The sequence below is a fragment of the Azohydromonas sediminis genome, assembly GCF_003574675.1.
GTDB classification, from domain to species: Bacteria; Pseudomonadota; Gammaproteobacteria; order Burkholderiales; family Burkholderiaceae_C; genus Calidifontimicrobium; species Calidifontimicrobium sediminis.
Genome location: NZ_QOAZ01000016.1, coordinates 15,500 through 32,038, shown reverse-complemented (window position 1 = coordinate 32,038; position 16,539 = coordinate 15,500). Strand labels below are relative to the sequence as shown.

Genomic DNA, 16,539 nt, shown 5'->3' with positions numbered 1-16,539 from the left:
GCCCCCGTGGCTCGTCAGCAGGCGCATGTCAGGAGTTCTTCGATGACTTCCCACGATCCGCTCGTGCGGCTGTGGCGTCTGATGACGCACGTGAACATCGGTGCCGCACTGGGCATGGTGGCGTGGCTGGCCTGGTCGGGATGGCAGGTCGTCACCGGCCAAAACCCCACGATGCGACACGACCCGAACACGGCTCGAGCGCTCGATCTGGCGCACGGTGTCGTCACCGACGGTCGTTTCCTGTTGCTGCGCAGCGACGCTGGCGCAGCACCTTGTCACGGCCAGGCCGCCAAGACGACCGATGCCGCCGGCCTGGACGTGAAGGAGACCGACCTGTGAACGCGCACGAATCTTCGGACGATGCCGAAGCGCGGGATGGCGAAGGGGCGCGCGTGCGCTGGTTCATCGTCGCCCACGGCGTTGCGCTCGCCCTGGTCTACGTGCTCGCATGGGTCACGGGCGACGGGTTCGCTGGCCCGCCGATGCCGCCGCAGACAGCGCGGACGCCGCCGGCGGCGCCGGTCCAGGCCGCCTCAACCGCGGAGCCTGCGCCCTTTGCCGCGGGCGCAGATGTGGCTGCCGAACTGCCCGCTTGGGCGCGTCGCGCCGAAGTACATGCCCCTTGGGCGCAGGGGCGATGAGATGAGCACCCTGGCGTCGACGACATTCGTGCCGCGGCGGGCACTGCTGGTGCTGGCGGTGCTGCCCCTGCTGCCAGCCTGCGACGGCCACGGGGCCCACACCGGCTTTCAATCGATCGACGTGACGGGCGCCGACTGGGGCCGCGACTTCCGCCTGTTCGACGCCGAGGGCCGCGCGGTGACGCTCGCCGATTTTCGTGGCCGCTGCGTGATGCTGTTCTTCGGCTTCACGCAGTGTCCTGACGTGTGCCCGACCGCTTTGGCGCGGGCCGCCGACGTGATGCAGCGCCTGGGCCCGCTGGCGCAGCGGTTGCAGGTCATCTTCGTCACCGTCGACCCCGAGCGCGACACGGCAGCCGTGCTCGGCGAATACCCGCGCGCTTTCCATCCGAGCTTCATCGGCCTGCGCGCCGACCTGGCCACGACCGAAGCCACGGCACGCGAATTCAAGGTCTTCTACCGCAAGGTGCCGACGGGCAGCAGCTACACGATGGACCACACGACGACCAGTTACGTGTTCGATCCGCGCGGTCGTCTGCGCCTGGCGGTGCGGCACGAACAGGATGCGGCCGGTGTGGCGGCCGACATCGAGCGTCTGCTGAAGGACAACCCATGACACATCCACCAATCTCACGACGCCTGGCGTGTCTGTGGCTCGGGCTGTCGGCGCTGGCGGCGCCCGTGGCCGCGCACGACTTCAGAGCCGGTGCGTTGCGCATCGACCACCCCTACGCGGTGCCCACCCCGCCGGCGGCACGCACGGGAGCGGTCTACTTGCGCGGCATCCGCAACACAGGCGACCAGGCCGACCGCCTCGTCGGCGCCAGCGCGCCCGTGGCCGGTGCCGTCGAGATCCACCGCAGTGTCGTCGGCAGCGACCAGGTGATGCGCATGCGCGCCGTCGAGGCCATCGAGCTGCCCCCGAAGTCCGAGGTCCGCCTGCGACACGGGGGCGAGTTCCACCTGATGCTGATCGAGCTGAAGCAGCCGCTGCGAGAAGGCGACCGCTTCCCGCTGACCTTGCGCTTCGATAAAGCCGGCGAGCGCGAGGTGATGGTGTGGGTGCAGCAGCCGCGCGACGCGGCCGCGGCCCAGGAACATCGCCATGGACCGGCTGGGCCCAAATCCCAAGGAGATCCCCGATGACATGCAAGATCCCAGTGACCCTGGTGGCGGCCGCTACCGCTGCGCTGCTCGGCGCTTGCGCCACGCCGCCGGCTCCAATCGCCTCGGCGGCGTCCGGTACGCAACCCGTGACGCTGCGCTTTGCTGCGCAGGTCAACGGCGAGCCCTTCGCTTGCGGGAAGAGTTATGCAGGCGTGGGGACGACGCGCTCGACGATCACGCCGAGCGATTGGCGCATGTACGTCAGCGAAGTCCACCTCATCGACACCAGCGGCCGCGCCGTGCCGGTAGCGCTGACGCAAGACGGCATGTGGCAGCTGGAGAACATCGCACTGCTGGACTTCGAGAATGGCAGCGGCCCATGCCGCAACGGCACCCCGGCGACCAACACCACCGTGCGCGGCACGGTGCCGGCAGGCCGCTACGTGGGGCTGCGCTTCACGCTCGGCGTGCCTTTCGGGCGCAACCATGGCGACCCGACCGTGGCGCCATCGCCGCTCAACCTGACGGCGATGTTCTGGAACTGGCAGGGCGGCTACAAGTTCGTCAAGTTCGACACTGCGACTGCTGGCCAGCCGATGACGAGCGCACCACCCGATCCGCGCGGCGGGGGCAACGCGTCGGGCTTTTCGGTGCACTTGGGCAGTACGTTGTGCGCCTCGGCGTCGCGCACCGAAGCGCCAAGAGCCGAATGCGCCAATCCCAACCGTGTGCAGGTGCAGCTCGACCGCTTCGACCCCTCGACGCAGATCGTGGTGGCCGACATCGGCAGTGTACTCGCCGGGGCGAACGTCGACGTCAACGCCCCCGGAACTTCGCCGGGATGCATGAGCTTCCTCAACGATGCCGACTGTCCTGGGGTGATGGGCGCTTTCGGACTGGCCTATGGCGGCATGCCGGCACCGGGGCCGCAGCGATTCTTCACGGTGCGTTGACGTGAGACTGCCGCTGCGCGCTGTGCGGTCGCGGCGCCTGCCGGCGCACAGTAACACCGATCCGCGAACGCCCCGTGCCACGGGGCCATCCCCGCGTCGCGCCTTCACGGCAGCCCTCATCGTGCTGGCGACGCTGACGCTCGGCGCCGGGACGCCGCCTTGGCATTGGCCGCTGCCCGCTTGGGTCCCGCCGCCGGCGGTGCCGGCCGACAACCCGATGACGGCCGCGAAGGTCGAGCTCGGCCGGCATCTCTTTTACGACCGGCGCCTGTCGCGCGACGGCAGTCTCTCGTGCGCGAGCTGTCACGAGCAGGCGCGCGCCTTCACCGACGGCCGCGCCGTCTCGAAGGGTGTCACTGGAGAGGCGGGCGCGCGCAGCGCCATGACGCTCACCAACGTCGCTTACCTGCCGGTGCTGACGTGGCAAAACCCGCAGTTGACCTCGCTCGAAGTGCAAGCGTTGATCCCGCTGTTTGGCGAGCACCCGGTCGAGATGGGGATGGCCGGGCGCGAGCGGCAGCTGTTCGCCCTGTTCAAAGTCGATCCGACGTACCGGCGCCTGTTCGCGCAGGCTTTTCCCGACGAGGCGCGCCGTGGCGACGATGCGCTGTATTCGCTCGCGACGCTGACACGCGCGCTGGCGAGCTTCCAGCGCTCTTTACTGAGCTTCGACAGCCCTTACGACCGCTACCGTTACGGCGCACAGGCCGACGCGATCAGCGCGGCCGCGAAGCGAGGCGAGGAGCTGTTCTTCGGCGAGAAGCTCGAGTGCTACCACTGCCACGGCGGTTTCAACTTCACCGACAACCTCCGCCATGCGCGCGTGCCTTTTGCCGAAATCGGCTTTCACAACACAGGGCTGTACAACGACGACGGCCGGGGCGCCTACCCGAAAAGTTCGCCCGGAATCGTCGAGTTCACAGGCGATCCGCGCGACGCCGGGCGCTTTCGCACGCCGACGCTGCGCAACGTCGCGGTGACGGCACCGTACATGCACGACGGCTCGATCGCGACGTTGTACGAGGTATTGCGCACCCACTATGCGCGCGCCGGCCACGCGGTGCACACGGGGCAGGGTGCCAACCCGCTGCGCAGCGAGCTGATCGTGGGTTTCGAGATCACCGACGACGAGATCGCCGACGTGATCGCCTTCCTCGAGTCGCTGACCGACGAGCGCTTTCTCCACGACCCCGCACATGCCGACCCATGGCCGGCGCGGCGCGAGACCGAGCCGCCGGAAGGCGTCACTCGGTAACCCTGCGGCTGCGGCGCAGGGGCGATCGCGGGCGATACGCCGGTTGGGTGCGTCAGGCGCGGCTACCCCGGCGCGCATGGCGCGCCAGGCGCTGGCAATCCGCGCAGCGCCCGTACAGCGTGATCTCGTGGTCTTCGACCGTGAAGCCGCGCGGAACCATCGCGCCGAGGTGGTCGGGACAGCCCGGCACGTCGTACACGCGCTCGCACTGGCGACACTGGAAGTGGTGATGGTGCGCGCTGCCCGCAGGTTCGTAGCGCGCCACGTCGCCCGGCAGCGCGACCGACCGCAGCTCGCCGTCCTCGACGAGTTGCTTCAGGTTGCGGTACACGGTGGCCAGCGACAGCGAAGGTACCGCGGCGCGCGCCCGCTCTAGGATTTCCTGAGGCAGCAGCGGGCGCCCGGCCGTGACGATCGCCTCGGCGATCGCCTGGCGTTGGCGGGTGTTCCTTTCCATGGCACTCGCATTGTGGCCCCGATGGCGCCATCGGGGCGGCAAACTTCGACCGTCAAGTCATGGGCGTGGCGCGACCGTCACCCAGCCCAGCGGTCGCCGAGGCTGGTGGGTGTCGGGGTGTTCGCAGCCGCATCGCCTACGCAGCGGTGTGAGCGTCCTGCGTCCGGTGGCCTGCATGCGCGCGGGTGGATCGTGTCCGCGTGGGCTGGTTGTGGATCTGAATCACTTTCGGGCGCGCAATGCCGCGTTCGCAGCGCTCAAAGTCGCGGCGATATCGTCGTCGCCATGCGCAGCACTGACGAACCCGGCCTCGTACAGCGCGGGCGCCAGGTACACGCCGCGCTCGAGCATGCCGTGGAAGAAGCGGTTGAAGCGCTCCTTGTCGGTGGCCATCACGGCGCCGTAGTGCTGCGGCAGGTGGTCGGCGAAGAAGAAGCCGAACATGCCGCCTTCGCTGTCGCCGCACAGCGGCACGCCGGCGTCGCGTGCGGCGGCGACGAGGCCTTCGACGAGCGACCGCGTCTTCGCCGCCAGCGCGTCGAAGAAGCCGGGCTTGGCGATCTCGCGCAGTGTCGCCAGCCCGCACGCGGTGGCCACCGGGTTGCCGCTGAGCGTGCCGGCCTGGTAGACGGGGCCGAGCGGGGCGAGCTGCTCCATGATGCGGCGCGGGCCGCCGAACGCGGCCAGCGGCATGCCGCCGCCGATGACTTTGCCGAACACGCTCATGTCGGGCGCGAAGCCGGAAATGAGCTTCGCGTACAGGCTCTGCGCACCGCCGAGCGCGACGCGGAATCCCGTCATCACCTCGTCGAACACGAGCAGCGCGCCGTGCCGCGTGCACAGCTCGCGCAGCCGCGTCATGAACGGCACGCTCGCGCGCACGAAATTCATGTTGCCGGCGATCGGCTCGACCATCACGCAGGCGATGCGCTCGCCGTGCGCGGCGAAGGCGGCCTCGATCTGCTCGACGTTGTTGTACTCGAGCACCAGCGTGTGCTGCACGACTTCGGCGGGCACGCCGGCGCTCGTCGCGTGGCCGAACGTGGCCAGCCCCGAGCCGGCCTTGACGAGCAGCGCATCGGCGTGGCCGTGGTAGCAGCCTTCGAACTTGACGATCATCGGCCGGCCGGTGGCGCCGCGCGCCAGCCGCAGCGCGCTCATCGCCGCCTCGGTGCCGCTCGAGACGAGCCGCACCTGCTCGACGCTGGGCACGTGGGCGATGATCGCCTCGGCGAGCTCGATCTCGCGCTCGGTCGGCGCGCCGAAGCTGAAGCCGTCGGCGGCGGCGCGCTGCACGGCCTCGAGCACGGCCGGGTGGCCGTGGCCGAGGATCATCGGCCCCCACGAGCCGATGTAGTCGATGTAGCGCCGGCCCTCGGCGTCCCACAGGTACGGGCCCTGCGCGCGGGCGATGAAGCGCGGCGTGCCGCCGACGGCGCGGAACGCGCGCACCGGCGAGTTGACGCCGCCGGGGATGACGCGCTGCGCGCGGGCGAAGAGTTCGGCGTTGTTCATGCGCAGGGCGTCAGTGGACGCGGCGTGAGACGTTCTTCGGTTCCTCGGGGGCGGTCTCGGTCGTCGGTTCGCCGCCGTCGCCTTCATCGTCTTCGGCCGGCGGCAGCGCCCAGAAGAAACGGTCGGGCACGACGTTGCCCATGCCGGGGCGGAAGCCGGCGTCGAGGCTCTGGTCGAGGAACGACAGCGCCTCGCCGACGGCGGCGTGCAGGTCGGCACCCGAAGCCAGCAGTGCGGCCAGGGCCGCCGACAGCGTGTCGCCGGCGCCGACGAAGGCGGTCTCGAACAGCTCGAACTTCTCGCCGGTCAGCGCGCCCTGCGGCGACGCGAGGACGTTGTCGATGAACTGCTGCGGCCCCTTGGCCGACAGCATGATGCCTGTGACGAGCACGTGGCGCGCGCCGTGCTCGGCCGCGGCCACCGCCAGTTCGCGCGCCGACGGCGGGCGCTCGCTGTCCCAGTCGGGCAGCAGGAAGTCGGTCAGCGTCTTGTGGTTGCCCACCAGCACTTCGGTGGCCGGCAGCACGAGTTCGCGGAACGCGTCGACGTAGGCCTGCTGCTCGTCGTCGCCCATCCACGCGAGGCTGGGCAGGTAGGCCACGAGCGGCACGTCGGGGTAGTCCGACAGGATTTCGGCCACCGCGCCGACGACTTCGGCGCTGCCGAGGAAGCCGACCTTGAACGCGGCCGTCGTCACGTCTTCGAGGATGCTGCGCGCCTGCTCGACGACGGCGTCGGGTTCGAGCACGTGCTGGTCGAACACCTCGGCGGTGTCGCGCATCAGCACGCCGGTGACGACCGGCAGCGGGTGCGCACCCATCGCGGTGATCGTCGCGACGTCGCCACCGGTGCCGCCGGCACCGGTGGGGTCGTTGACGTTGAAGGCGAGCACGCACGCCGGCGCGGGGGCCTCGGCAGTGGTGTCGGGGGTCGTGCCAGACGGGGAAGGATCAGGGGTCATGGCGTCGGTCCGGCAGGAGGTCGACGGCACGGCGACACGCCGTGTCCGGGGAGGCGGTGCACGCTCGCGCAGCGGCGTCGTCGACGCCGGCCGGCCGGCGCGCACCGGTGCATACAATGGTTCGTCATTGTATGTAGTGACTGGCTCCCACCGTGAACGAGTTCAAGACTTGGATGTGCCTGATCTGCGGCTGGATCTACGACGAGGCCGTCGGCGATCCGGAGCACGGCATCGCGCCCGGCACCCGGTGGGCCGATGTGCCGATCAACTGGACCTGCCCGGAATGCGGCGCGCGCAAGGAAGACTTCGAGATGGTCCAGGTCTGACGCGCCGGCGCGTTGCGCCGTTCCTGCGCGCGTAGCGCTGGGCGATTGCGCGTCTTTTTTGGCGCAAATGCCTGGATCGTGCCGCCGCGCGCCGACCGAAGATTAACTTTGTCGGCGTGCGGCCGATGCTGGTCAGGATGTCGTCGAGGAGAACGCGTCGTGAGTAACGTTGTCGCAGACCGCCCGCCGCCAGGCACGAAGGTGCTCGTCATCGACGACAGCAACACGATCCGGCGCAGCGCGGAGATCTTCCTGCGCCAGGGCGGGTTCGACGTCGTCCTCGCCGAGGACGGGTTCGACGCGCTGGCCAAGGTCAGCGACCACGTGCCCGAGCTGATCTTCTGCGACATCCTGATGCCGCGCCTGGACGGCTATCAGACCTGCGCGATCATCAAGCGCAACCCCCGCTTCGCCGACGTGCCGGTGATCATGCTGTCGTCCAAGGACGGGCTGTTCGACAAGGCGCGCGGCAGGATGGTCGGCTCGCAGGACTACCTGACCAAGCCGTTCACGAAGGAGCAGCTGCTTCGCGCCGTCGAGCAGTACCGCCGCGCCGCGGCCTGAGCACCTGCGCCGCGTGACGCGCGGCACCCCTTGCGCTGGAGGACCCGACATGACGATTCGCAAGATCCTGGTGGTCGACGACTCGAAGACCGAACTGCATCACCTGTCCGAGCTGCTCGGACGCGCCGGCTACGAGGTGCGCACGGCCGAGAACGGCGACGAGGCCCACCGCCGCCTCGCCGAGGAGACGCCCGACCTGATCCTGATGGACGTCGTGATGCCCGGTCAGAACGGCTTCCAGCTCACGCGCGCGATCACGCGCGACCCGCGCTACGCGCAGGTGCCGGTGATCATGTGCACGAGCAAGAGCCAGGAGACGGACAAGCTCTGGGGCATGCGCCAGGGCGCGCGCGACTACGTCGTCAAGCCGGTCAACCCGGGCGAGCTGCTGTCCAAGATCCGCGCCTTCGACTGAGCGCTGCCTGCGATGGCCGACAAACAAGCCCTGCGCGACCTGCAGACGCGGCTCGCCGAGCGGCTGCGCTCGGCGCAGTCCCAGCCGCGCGTGCGGTCGTGGCTGGCCGTCGAGTGCCGCGGCCACGGCCTGCTGCTGCCGCTCGACCAGGCCGGCGAGATCTTCGCGCCGCCGCCGCTGCTGGCGGTGCCGCACACCCAGTCGTGGTTTGCCGGCGTGGCCAACCTGCGTGGCAGCCTGTACACCGTCGTCGACCTGGCCACCTTTCTCGGCGTCGCGACGGCCCCGTTGTCCGAGGCCGCGCGCGAGTCGGCGCGCGTCGTCGCGCTCAACGCGCGGCTGGGTGTCAACGCCGCGCTGCTGATCGACCGCCTGGCCGGCCTGCGCAGTGCCGATCAGCTCGTGCGCGACACCGCCGACGCAGGCGCCCAGCCCCCGTTCGCCGGCGAGCGCTGGCGCGACGCCGACGGCCGCCTGTGGCAGGAGATCGTGCTCGCCGCGCTGGCCGAAGACGACCGTTTCCTCGCCGTGGCCGCCTGACGCGTCTGCGGCCCTCCGCCTGCCCGGCTCCACCCCATCACCCCCAGGCCCGACCCGAAGAGGTAGCCCCATGAACATCCTGGACCGAGTCAAAGGCGCGACCCCGCGTCGCGCGCAAGGTGCCGCCGGCGGCGCCGGCGGTGCCGCCCCGGACGCGTTCGACCGCGTCGACGACGACCGCGAGGCCGCGCTGCGCGCCGGTGCCGCCAGCCGCTTCCAAGACGACACCTCGCTGATCACCGAGGCGGTGCCGTCGGAGCAGCCGGGCGACTTCCCCGACACGCGTCACGAGGGCGCCTCGGTGATGGACGCGGCCGCCAGCGCGGTGCGCCGCCAGGAGCGCATGCTCGCGCTCGGCGCACTCGGCGTCGTCGCGCTGGGCGTCGGCCTCGTCTACTCGGACCTGCAGGGCTGGCCGCTCGTGCTGTCGCTGTCCGGCGGCGCGCTGCTCGTCGCCGGCGGCCTCGGGCTGTGGAAGATGTCGGGCGGCGAGCTGGCCGAACGCGCCGCGCAGGCCGACCGCCTGCGCCTCGAGGCCGAGCGCCAGGAGCAGGAGGCCAAGCGCGTCAACGACGCCAACCAAGCGGCCATTCTGCGGCTGATGAACGAGCTGCAGGCGGTGGCCGAAGGCGACCTGACGCAGCAGGCGACGGTGACGGAAGACATCACGGGGGCGATCGCCGACTCGGTGAACTACACCGTCGAGGAGCTGCGCAACCTCGTCGCGCAGGTGCAGGCCACCGCGGCGCGCGTGACCGAGACGACGGAGAAGGTCGAGACCAACTCGGTCGAACTGCTTGCCGCGTCGACCGAGCAGCTGCGCGAGATCCGCGCGACCGGCGAGTCGGTGCTGCAGATGGCCAGCCGAATCAACGAGGTCTCGGCGCAGGCGCAGCAGACGGCCGAGGTCGCGAAGCGTTCGCTGCAGGCCGCCGAGTCGGGCCTGAAGGCAGTCAACGACACGATCGGCGGCATGAACCAGCTGCGCGACCAGATCCAGGACACGTCCAAGCGCATCAAGCGGCTGGGCGAGAGCTCGCAGGAGATCGGCGAGATCACCGAGCTGATTTCCGACATCACCGAGCAGACGAACGTGCTGGCGCTCAACGCCGCGATCCAGGCCGCGTCCGCCGGCGAAGCCGGCCGCGGCTTCTCGGTGGTCGCGGAAGAAGTGCAGCGGCTGGCCGAGCGCTCGGCCGACGCGACGCGCCAGATCGCGGCGCTGGTCAAGACGATTCAGTCCGACACCGCCGACGCGGTGGCGGCCATGGAGCGCAGCACGCAGGGCGTGGTCGAGGGTGCGAAGCTGTCCGACGCCGCCGGTGCCGCGCTGGCCGACATCGACCGCGTCACGCGCCAGCTCTCGGCGCTGATTGCCGAGATCTCGGGGCAGGCGCTGCAGCAGGCCGACCAGGCCAACGTCGTCGCGCAGAACATCCAGCACATCTTCGCGGTGACCGAGCAGGCCGGTGCCGGCACGCGCTCGACGGCGCAGATGGTGCGCGAGCTGTCGACCACCGCCGAGGAGCTGCGCCAGTCGGTGGCGCGCTTCAAGATCGCCTGAGGCGACCGTCTTCCGTCTACGAGTTTCGACCGCCTTGCACCCCGACCCGTCAGGACGCGCCGCGATGATCCCAGCCGCGATCACTCCCCCGCCCGCCGAGGACCTCAGCGCCCTGGCGTGGGTGCACGACGAAGTGCGCCGCTCGCTCGAGTCGGCGCACAAGGCGTTGCGGCGGTACATCCGCGAGTCGGAGTCGTCGTTCATGTCCGACGTCGACGCCGTCGACCCGGCGGTGCTGCGCCAGGCGCGCGCGCAACTGCACCAGGCGGTGGGTGCGCTCGAGCTCGTCGGGCTGCCGCCGGCGACGACGCTGCTGCGCGCGAGCGAGGCCGCGGTCAGCCGCCTGATCGCCAAGCCGGCGCTGGCCGACATCACCTCGGTCGAGACGATCGAGAAGGCCTCGTTCGCGCTGCTCGACTTCCTCGCGCGCAAGCTCGCCGGCAAGCCGGTGTCGGCGCTGTCGATGTTCCCGCAGTACCGCGCCGTGCAGGCGCTCGCCGGTGCCGACCGGGTGCACCCGGCGGACCTGTGGTTCGACGAGGTCGGCACCGCGGAACTCGGCCCCGACGCGCTCGCGCCGGCGCGCGGCTTCGGCGACGACTTGCGCAGCGACGTCGAGGCGCAGACGCTGGCGCTGCTGCGCCAGCCGCGCGGCCCGGCCGCCGAGCGGATCAGCGACCTGTACGCCGCGCTCGGCAACGGTCGCGCCGGCCAGCCCGACGCGACGCTGTGGCACCTCGCCGCCGCCTTCTTCGAAGGCCAGGCCAAGGGGCTGGTGCCGCTCGACGTCTACGCCAAGCGCATCGCGTCGCGGCTGCTCGCGCAGCTGCGGCTGGCCGAGCGCGCCGGCGACGCCGCCCCGGCGCTCGACTGCCTGCGGCGCGACCTGCTGTTCTTCTGCAGCCAGGCCGGCGTCGGCGGCGACGGCGCCGAGACGCCGCGGCTGGCCGCGGCACGGCGTGCGTTCGGACTCACCGGGCGCGCCGCGACCGACTACGAGAACGCCTCGCTCGGGCGCTTCGACCCGGCGTGGGTCGCGCAGGCGCGCAAGCGCGTCGCCGCGGCCAAGGACGCCTGGTCGGCGGCCGCCGGCGGCGAGATGCAGCACGCGATGGGACTGGGCGAGCAGTTCGCGCTCGTCGCCGACTCGCTGCGCCGCCTGTTCCCGCAGGGCGAGCTGCTCGGCGAGGCGCTGCACGGCGCCGCCGCCGACGCCGCCGAGCGGGGTGCGCCCCCGCCGCCCGAAGTGGCGATGGAAGTGGCCACCGCGCTGCTGTGGATCGACGCCGCGCTCGACGACGGCGAATTCGACCACCCGCAGCAGGCGCAGCGCGTGCAGCGTCTGGCGCAGCGCATCGCGCTGGTGCGCGCCGGCTCCGACGTCGGCATGCTCGACGACTGGATGGAGGAGCTGTACCGGCGCGTGTCGGACCGCCAGACGATGGGCAGCGTCGTGCACGAGCTGCGCGCCTCGCTCGCCGAGGCCGAGAAGCTGATCGACCAGTACTTCCGCGACCCGACGCAGCGCGCGTCGCTGGCCGCCGCGCCGGCGCAGCTGCAGGCGATGCGCGGCGTGTTCTCGGTGCTCGGCGTCGACGAGGCGTCGCAGGCGGTGCTGCGCATGCGCGACGACGTCGACGCGTTGCTCGTGGCCGGCGAGACCGGTGCCGGCGACACACAGGCGTGGGTCGACCGCCTGGCGACCAACCTCGGTGCGCTGGGCTTCCTGATCGACATGCTCAGCGTGCAGCCGGCGCTGGCCAAGTCGCTGTTCCACTTCGACGCCGAGTCGGGGCTGCTGCGCTCGCGCGTCGGTGCGTCGCCGTCGCGCGTACCCGCCGAGGACGCGGCGCCGCAGGCTGCGCTGATCGAGCAGGCACAGTCGCTGGCGCAGGACGCCGTGCGTGCCGACGTCGACGACGACGAAGTGCGCCGCTCGCTCGAGCGCCTGTCGCAGCAGGCGCTCGTGGCCGACCAGGCCGCGCTGGCCGAGGCGGCCAGCCGTGCGCGCAGCGCGCTCGCGCGCGCCGGCGACGACGTCGCGCGCCATCAGGCGCGCGAACAGATCGCCAAGACGATGGCCGACCTCGTCGCGGCCAGCGCCGCCCCCGCCGTCGAGGCGCCGGCGCCCGTGCCGGTGCCGCCGCCGGCGGCTCCCGCCGCCGAGGGGCACAGCGGCCTCGAGGACGACGCCGAGATGCGCGAGATCTTCCTCGACGAGGCGCGCGAGGTGATGGCCGGCGCGCGCGAGGCGCTCGCAGCGCTGTCGCGCGCGCCCGAGGACCTCGCCGAGCTGACCACGGTGCGCCGCGCGTTCCACACGCTCAAGGGCAGCTCGCGCATGGTCGGCCTGAACGACTTCGGCGAGGCCGGCTGGGCCTGCGAGCAGCTGTACAACGCGCGTCTGGCCGAGGCGCCGCGCGCCGACGACGACCTGCTCGGCTTCACGCACGACGCGCTGGCCTACCTCGGCGACTGGGTCGAGGCGATCGCGCAGCGCCGCGACGGCGGCCACCGTTCGCAGCCGGTACGCGCCGCCGCCGACGCGATGCGCACCGCGCGCCGGCGCGAGCCGCTGGCGCTGCCGGGCGCCGCCGCGCCCGCGGTGCCGCGCGCCGACGAACTGCCCGAGCTGCCGCTGGACGACGCGCTCGACACGCGCCCGGCCGCGCTCGCCGACGACGGGCCGGTGCTCACCGACGTCGTCGAATCCGTGCCCGACGAGGCGGCCATCGACGATCCGTTCGCCGGCCTCGCGATCGAGACCGTCGAGGCGGCCGCCGTCGACGAGCCGGTGGCGCCGGCGCAGGACGAGGGCGCCGAGACGGAGCCGATGCCGCTGGCCGATGCGGCGCCGCAAGCACCTGTGCTGCTGGAGGCGTTCGAGCTGTCGCTGCCGCCGACCGACGAGGTGCCCGAGGTCCCGTCGCCGGCCGCCGGGTTCGCTGCCGCCGAGGCGACGCCGGCGGCGCCGCTCGTCGAGTCCCCGCTCGTCGAGCCGATCACGCTCGACCTGCCGGCCGAGCCCGAGCCGCCCGCGCCGGTCGTCGAGCCCGAGCCGCCCGCGCCGGCTGCCGTGGGCACCGACGCCGACCAGTACAAGGCGATCGGCCCGCTGCGCGTGAGCATCGCGCTGTTCAACATCTACCTCAACGAGGCCGACGAGCTGTCGCGCCGCCTCGCCACCGAACTGGCCGAGTGGTCGCACGAGTTGCACCGCGCGCTGCCCGACGCGGCGGTCGCGCAGGCCCACTCGCTGGCCGGCAGTTCGGCGACGGTGGGCTTCGACGAGCTGTCGAACCTGGCGCGCGCGCTCGAGCATGCGCTGATGCGCACGCAGGCGCTCGGCGAGGCGACGCCGGCCGGCGCGGCACTGTTCGTCGAAGCCGCCGACCAGGTGCGGCGCATGCTGCACCAGTTCGCCGCCGGCTTCCTGCCGTCGGCGCCCGCCGAGCTGCTCGAGCGGCTGGCCGAACACGAACGCGAAGCGAGCGAGCGGCTGCGGCAGCTGACGCAGACCGGCGATCTCGGCACGCTCGGTGGGCTGGCGCTCGGCGACGAGTCGCCGGCCGACGCGGTGACGACGTCGTTCGCGGTCGACGTCGTCGAGGCCGACGAGCCGGCCGAACCGATGGTGCCGATGATCGCGATCGAGACGCCGGCCGAACCGGCGGCCGAGCCGGCGGCGCCAGCGACGTGGGACAGCGCCGAACCCGCGGCAGCGGCCCCGGACGAGGCACCGCAGGCGCCCGCCGCGCCGCGCGAGACCACGGTGCTGCACGCGCTGCCGCAGGCGCCGGACACGCTGCCGCCCGTGCTCGGTGCGGTGTCGGCGCAGGCGCTCGACAGCGAGGAAGACATCGACGCCGTCGATGCCGTCGACGCCGAGCTGTTCCCGATCTTCGAGGAAGAGGCCAACGAACTGCTGCCACAGCTCGCGGCGCGGCTGCGCGACTGGCAGCAGCGCCCGGGGGATGCCGGCGGCGCGGCGGCGTGCATGCGCACGCTGCACACGTTCAAGGGCGGTGCGCGCCTGGCCGGTGCGATGCGCGTCGGCGAACTGGCGCACCGGCTCGAGACCGCGATCGAGCGCCTGGTCGCTCGCGGCGATGTCCAGGCGCACGACGTCGAGGCGCTGCAGGTGCGCGCCGACCACCTCGGCGCGGCGTTCGAGGCGCTGCGCGCCGCCGGCGGCGCGCCGGCGGCGGCCGGACCGGCGACGGCCACGGCGCCGGCGGTCCCGCTGGCCGCGGCCGTGCCGCTGACGGTCGAGCAGGCCGCGACGCCGCCGACGCCCGCCACGGTGATCGCCGCCGCGGCGGCGAGCGCGATCGACTGGAGCCGCTTCGCCGGCGGCGCCGTCACGACCGGCGGCGAGGCGGCCGCGGCCGCGGCGACGACGGGCAGCGGCGCCGTGCGGGTGCGCGTGCCGCTGCTCGACCGCATGGTCAACCAGGCTGGCGAGGTCAGCATCACGCGCTCACGCATCGAGGCCGAAGTCAACGCGCTCAAGGCCTCGCTCGCCGACCTCAGCGACAACCTCGAGCGTCTGCGCCGCCAGCTGCGCGACCTCGAGCTGCAGGCCGAGACGCAGATCGCCTCGCGCATGGAGCAGGCCAAGGCCGCGGCGCAGGAATTCGACCCGCTCGAGTTCGACCGCTTCACGCGCTTCCAGGAACTCACGCGCATGATGGCCGAGTCGGTCAACGACGTGGCCACCGTGCAGCGCAGCCTGCAGCGCGCGCTGCAGGCGGCCGAGGACGACCTCGCCGCGCAGGCGCGGCTGACGCGCGACCTGCAGGACGACCTGCTGCGCACGCGCATGGTCGAGTTCGAGAGCCTGTCGGAGCGCCTGTACCGCGTCGTGCGCCAGGCCGCGAAGGAGACCGGCAAGCAGGTGCGGCTCGACATCGTCGGCGGCTCGATCGAAGTCGACCGAGGCGTGCTCGACCGCATGACGCCGGCGTTCGAGCACCTGCTGCGCAACTGCGTCACGCACGGCATCGAGATGCCCGAGGCGCGCGTCGCCGCCGGCAAGGACGCCACCGGCCAGATCACCGTCGTGCTGCGGCAGGAGGGCAACGAAGTCGCCGTCGAGTTCCGCGACGACGGCGCCGGGCTGAACCTCGCGCGCATCCGCGAGCGCGGCGTCGCGCTCGGCCTCGTCGCGCCCGACGCCGAGATGTCGGACGCCGAGATCGCGCAGCTCATCTACACCCCCGGCTTCTCGACCGCCGAGCAGGTCACCGAACTCGCCGGCCGCGGCGTCGGCATGGACGTCGTGCGCTCCGAAGTCGTCGCGATGGGCGGGCGCATCGAGACCGCCACCGCCGCCGGCCAGGGCACCAGCTTCAAGCTCGTGCTGCCGCTGACCACCGCGGTGACGCAGGTCGTGATGCTGCGCTGCGGCGACACGCGCGTCGCGGTGCCGTCGACGCTGATCGAGCTCGTCAAGCGCGTGCCCGCCGACTCGCTCGAGCCGGCGTACCGCGAAGGTGCGATCGACCTCGGCGGCGACCGGCTGCCGTTCTTCTGGCTCGGGGCGCTGCTCGACGAGAGCGCGCGCAGCGCCCAGCCGGCGCGCAACGCGACGCTGGTCGTCGTGCGCAGCGCGCAGCAGCGCGTCGTGCTGCACGTCGACGAAGTCGTCGGCAACCAGGAAGCGGTGGTCAAGAACCTGGGCCCGCAGCTGTCGCGGCTGCCCGGTCTGGCGGGGATGACGCTGCTGGCCTCGGGCATGCCGGCGCTGATCTACAACCCGGTCGCGCTGGCCGCGGTGTATGGCGACGCGGCGCGCGAGCGCATGCGCGCGGGCCGCGCGTCGCAGGGCGCGGCGGCCGCGACAGCGGGCACCGGCGACGTCGCGCCGCTGGTGCTCGTCGTCGACGACTCGCTGACGGTGCGCCGCGTCACGCAGCGCCTGCTGGTGCGCGAGGGCTACCGCGTCGCGCTGGCCAAGGACGGCCTCGAGGCGCTCGAGCGGCTGGCCGACGAAATGCCGGCGGTCGTGCTCAGCGACATCGAGATGCCGCGCATGGACGGCTTCGACCTCGTGCGCAACCTGCGCGCCGACGCACGCTGGCGCCATCTGCCGGTGATCATGATCACCTCGCGCATCGCGCAGAAGCACCGCGACGTCGCTGCGCAACTCGGTGTCGACCATTACCTCGGCAAGCCGTACTCGGAAGACGAGCTGCTCGAACTGGTCGCCCGCCACGCGCGACTGCCGGTCGCGGCCTGA

At 72.1% G+C, this 16,539-nt stretch carries 14 protein-coding genes and 1 pseudogene; 12 read left to right on the top strand and 3 right to left on the bottom strand.

The genetic code is table 11. The features are described from left to right. Positions 1 to 42: 42 nt before the first annotated feature. The 6 genes from DRV96_RS10145 to DRV96_RS10125 are packed head-to-tail and all read left to right on the top strand — an operon-like array spanning position 43 to position 3,956. On the top strand, positions 43 to 339 hold the full coding sequence (locus DRV96_RS10145) for a hypothetical protein (protein ID WP_162911011.1): 297 nt from the start codon (positions 43 to 45) through the stop codon (positions 337 to 339). Beyond that, the gene (locus tag DRV96_RS18040; RefSeq protein WP_162911010.1) at positions 336 to 641 is read left to right on the top strand and encodes a hypothetical protein; all 306 of its coding nucleotides are present in this window, start codon (positions 336 to 338) and stop codon (positions 639 to 641) included. The genes DRV96_RS10145 and DRV96_RS18040 overlap by 4 nt, the downstream gene beginning before the upstream one ends. Then, entirely contained in the window at positions 571 to 1,257 is a 687-nt protein-coding gene (locus DRV96_RS10140; RefSeq protein WP_119290575.1) for an SCO family protein, read from the top strand. Before DRV96_RS18040 ends, DRV96_RS10140 begins: the two co-directional genes overlap by 71 nt. Then, positions 1,254 to 1,787, top strand: coding sequence for a copper chaperone PCu(A)C (locus tag DRV96_RS10135; protein ID WP_119290573.1), 534 nt, complete (start codon positions 1,254 to 1,256; stop codon positions 1,785 to 1,787). The genes DRV96_RS10140 and DRV96_RS10135 overlap by 4 nt, the downstream gene beginning before the upstream one ends. Then, a complete protein-coding gene (locus tag DRV96_RS10130) occupies positions 1,784 to 2,701 on the top strand; it encodes an MbnP family copper-binding protein (RefSeq protein WP_119290571.1) in 918 nt (305 codons plus the stop codon). The genes DRV96_RS10135 and DRV96_RS10130 overlap by 4 nt, the downstream gene beginning before the upstream one ends. 1 nt (position 2,702) lies before the next feature. Then, a complete protein-coding gene (locus DRV96_RS10125) occupies positions 2,703 to 3,956 on the top strand; it encodes a methanobactin export MATE transporter MbnM (RefSeq protein WP_210757015.1) in 1,254 nt (417 codons plus the stop codon). 52 nt (positions 3,957 to 4,008) lie between these two features. Here the strand turns inward: DRV96_RS10125 and DRV96_RS10120 are convergent, their stop codons facing one another. The 3 genes from DRV96_RS10120 to thiD all read right to left on the bottom strand — a co-directional run bounded on the left by DRV96_RS10120 (position 4,009) and on the right by thiD (position 6,889). After that, complete coding sequence (locus DRV96_RS10120) at positions 4,009 to 4,413, bottom strand: Fur family transcriptional regulator (protein ID WP_119290567.1); 405 nt, start codon at positions 4,411 to 4,413, stop codon at positions 4,009 to 4,011. Between the two features lie 222 nt (positions 4,414 to 4,635). Further along, the gene (hemL, locus tag DRV96_RS10115) at positions 4,636 to 5,928 is read right to left on the bottom strand and encodes a glutamate-1-semialdehyde 2,1-aminomutase (RefSeq protein ID WP_119290565.1); all 1,293 of its coding nucleotides are present in this window, start codon (positions 5,926 to 5,928) and stop codon (positions 4,636 to 4,638) included. Positions 5,929 to 5,938: 10 nt separating this feature from the next. Further along, on the bottom strand, positions 5,939 to 6,889 hold the full coding sequence (gene thiD, locus DRV96_RS10110; RefSeq protein WP_119290563.1) for a bifunctional hydroxymethylpyrimidine kinase/phosphomethylpyrimidine kinase: 951 nt from the start codon (positions 6,887 to 6,889) through the stop codon (positions 5,939 to 5,941). Between the two features lie 173 nt (positions 6,890 to 7,062). On the opposite strand from thiD, the gene DRV96_RS10105 reads away from it, so the two are divergent. The 6 genes and pseudogenes from DRV96_RS10105 (at position 7,063) to DRV96_RS10080 (ending at position 16,539) form a co-directional block, all read left to right on the top strand. After that, the gene (locus tag DRV96_RS10105; RefSeq protein ID WP_119290642.1) at positions 7,063 to 7,215 is read left to right on the top strand and encodes a rubredoxin; all 153 of its coding nucleotides are present in this window, start codon (positions 7,063 to 7,065) and stop codon (positions 7,213 to 7,215) included. A 159-nt stretch (positions 7,216 to 7,374) separates the two neighbouring features. Further along, on the top strand, positions 7,375 to 7,779 hold the full coding sequence (locus tag DRV96_RS10100; protein ID WP_119290561.1) for a response regulator: 405 nt from the start codon (positions 7,375 to 7,377) through the stop codon (positions 7,777 to 7,779). A gap of 49 nt (positions 7,780 to 7,828) precedes the next feature. Beyond that, positions 7,829 to 8,194: a response regulator gene (locus DRV96_RS10095; RefSeq protein WP_119290558.1), complete on the top strand. Its 366-nt coding sequence runs from the start codon at positions 7,829 to 7,831 to the stop codon at positions 8,192 to 8,194. Positions 8,195 to 8,206: 12 nt separating this feature from the next. After that, positions 8,207 to 8,734 (top strand): chemotaxis protein CheW, encoded by a 528-nt coding sequence (locus tag DRV96_RS10090; protein WP_119290556.1) that lies wholly within the window; start codon positions 8,207 to 8,209, stop codon positions 8,732 to 8,734. Positions 8,735 to 9,269: 535 nt separating this feature from the next. Beyond that, positions 9,270 to 10,298: pseudogene (locus DRV96_RS10085) on the top strand (methyl-accepting chemotaxis protein); the annotation flags it as partial. A gap of 64 nt (positions 10,299 to 10,362) precedes the next feature. Further along, a complete protein-coding gene (locus tag DRV96_RS10080; RefSeq protein ID WP_119290555.1) occupies positions 10,363 to 16,539 on the top strand; it encodes a hybrid sensor histidine kinase/response regulator in 6,177 nt (2,058 codons plus the stop codon).

What these genes read in the sequence shown, in the direction of transcription:
- DRV96_RS10145 (WP_162911011.1), top strand. Translation starts at nt 43, where the DNA reads ATGACTTCCCACGATCCGCTCGTGCGGCTGTGGCGTCTGATGACGCAC.
- DRV96_RS10140 (WP_119290575.1), top strand. Translation starts at nt 571, where the DNA reads ATGTGGCTGCCGAACTGCCCGCTTGGGCGCGTCGCGCCGAAGTACATG.
- DRV96_RS10135 (WP_119290573.1), top strand. Translation starts at nt 1,254, where the DNA reads ATGACACATCCACCAATCTCACGACGCCTGGCGTGTCTGTGGCTCGGG.
- DRV96_RS10130 (WP_119290571.1), top strand. Translation starts at nt 1,784, where the DNA reads ATGACATGCAAGATCCCAGTGACCCTGGTGGCGGCCGCTACCGCTGCG.
- DRV96_RS10120 (WP_119290567.1), bottom strand. Translation starts at nt 4,413, where the DNA reads ATGGAAAGGAACACCCGCCAACGCCAGGCGATCGCCGAGGCGATCGTC.
- hemL (WP_119290565.1), bottom strand. Translation starts at nt 5,928, where the DNA reads ATGAACAACGCCGAACTCTTCGCCCGCGCGCAGCGCGTCATCCCCGGC.
- thiD (WP_119290563.1), bottom strand. Translation starts at nt 6,889, where the DNA reads ATGACCCCTGATCCTTCCCCGTCTGGCACGACCCCCGACACCACTGCC.
- DRV96_RS10105 (WP_119290642.1), top strand. Translation starts at nt 7,063, where the DNA reads ATGTGCCTGATCTGCGGCTGGATCTACGACGAGGCCGTCGGCGATCCG.
- DRV96_RS10095 (WP_119290558.1), top strand. Translation starts at nt 7,829, where the DNA reads ATGACGATTCGCAAGATCCTGGTGGTCGACGACTCGAAGACCGAACTG.
- DRV96_RS10090 (WP_119290556.1), top strand. Translation starts at nt 8,207, where the DNA reads ATGGCCGACAAACAAGCCCTGCGCGACCTGCAGACGCGGCTCGCCGAG.
- DRV96_RS10080 (WP_119290555.1), top strand. Translation starts at nt 10,363, where the DNA reads ATGATCCCAGCCGCGATCACTCCCCCGCCCGCCGAGGACCTCAGCGCC.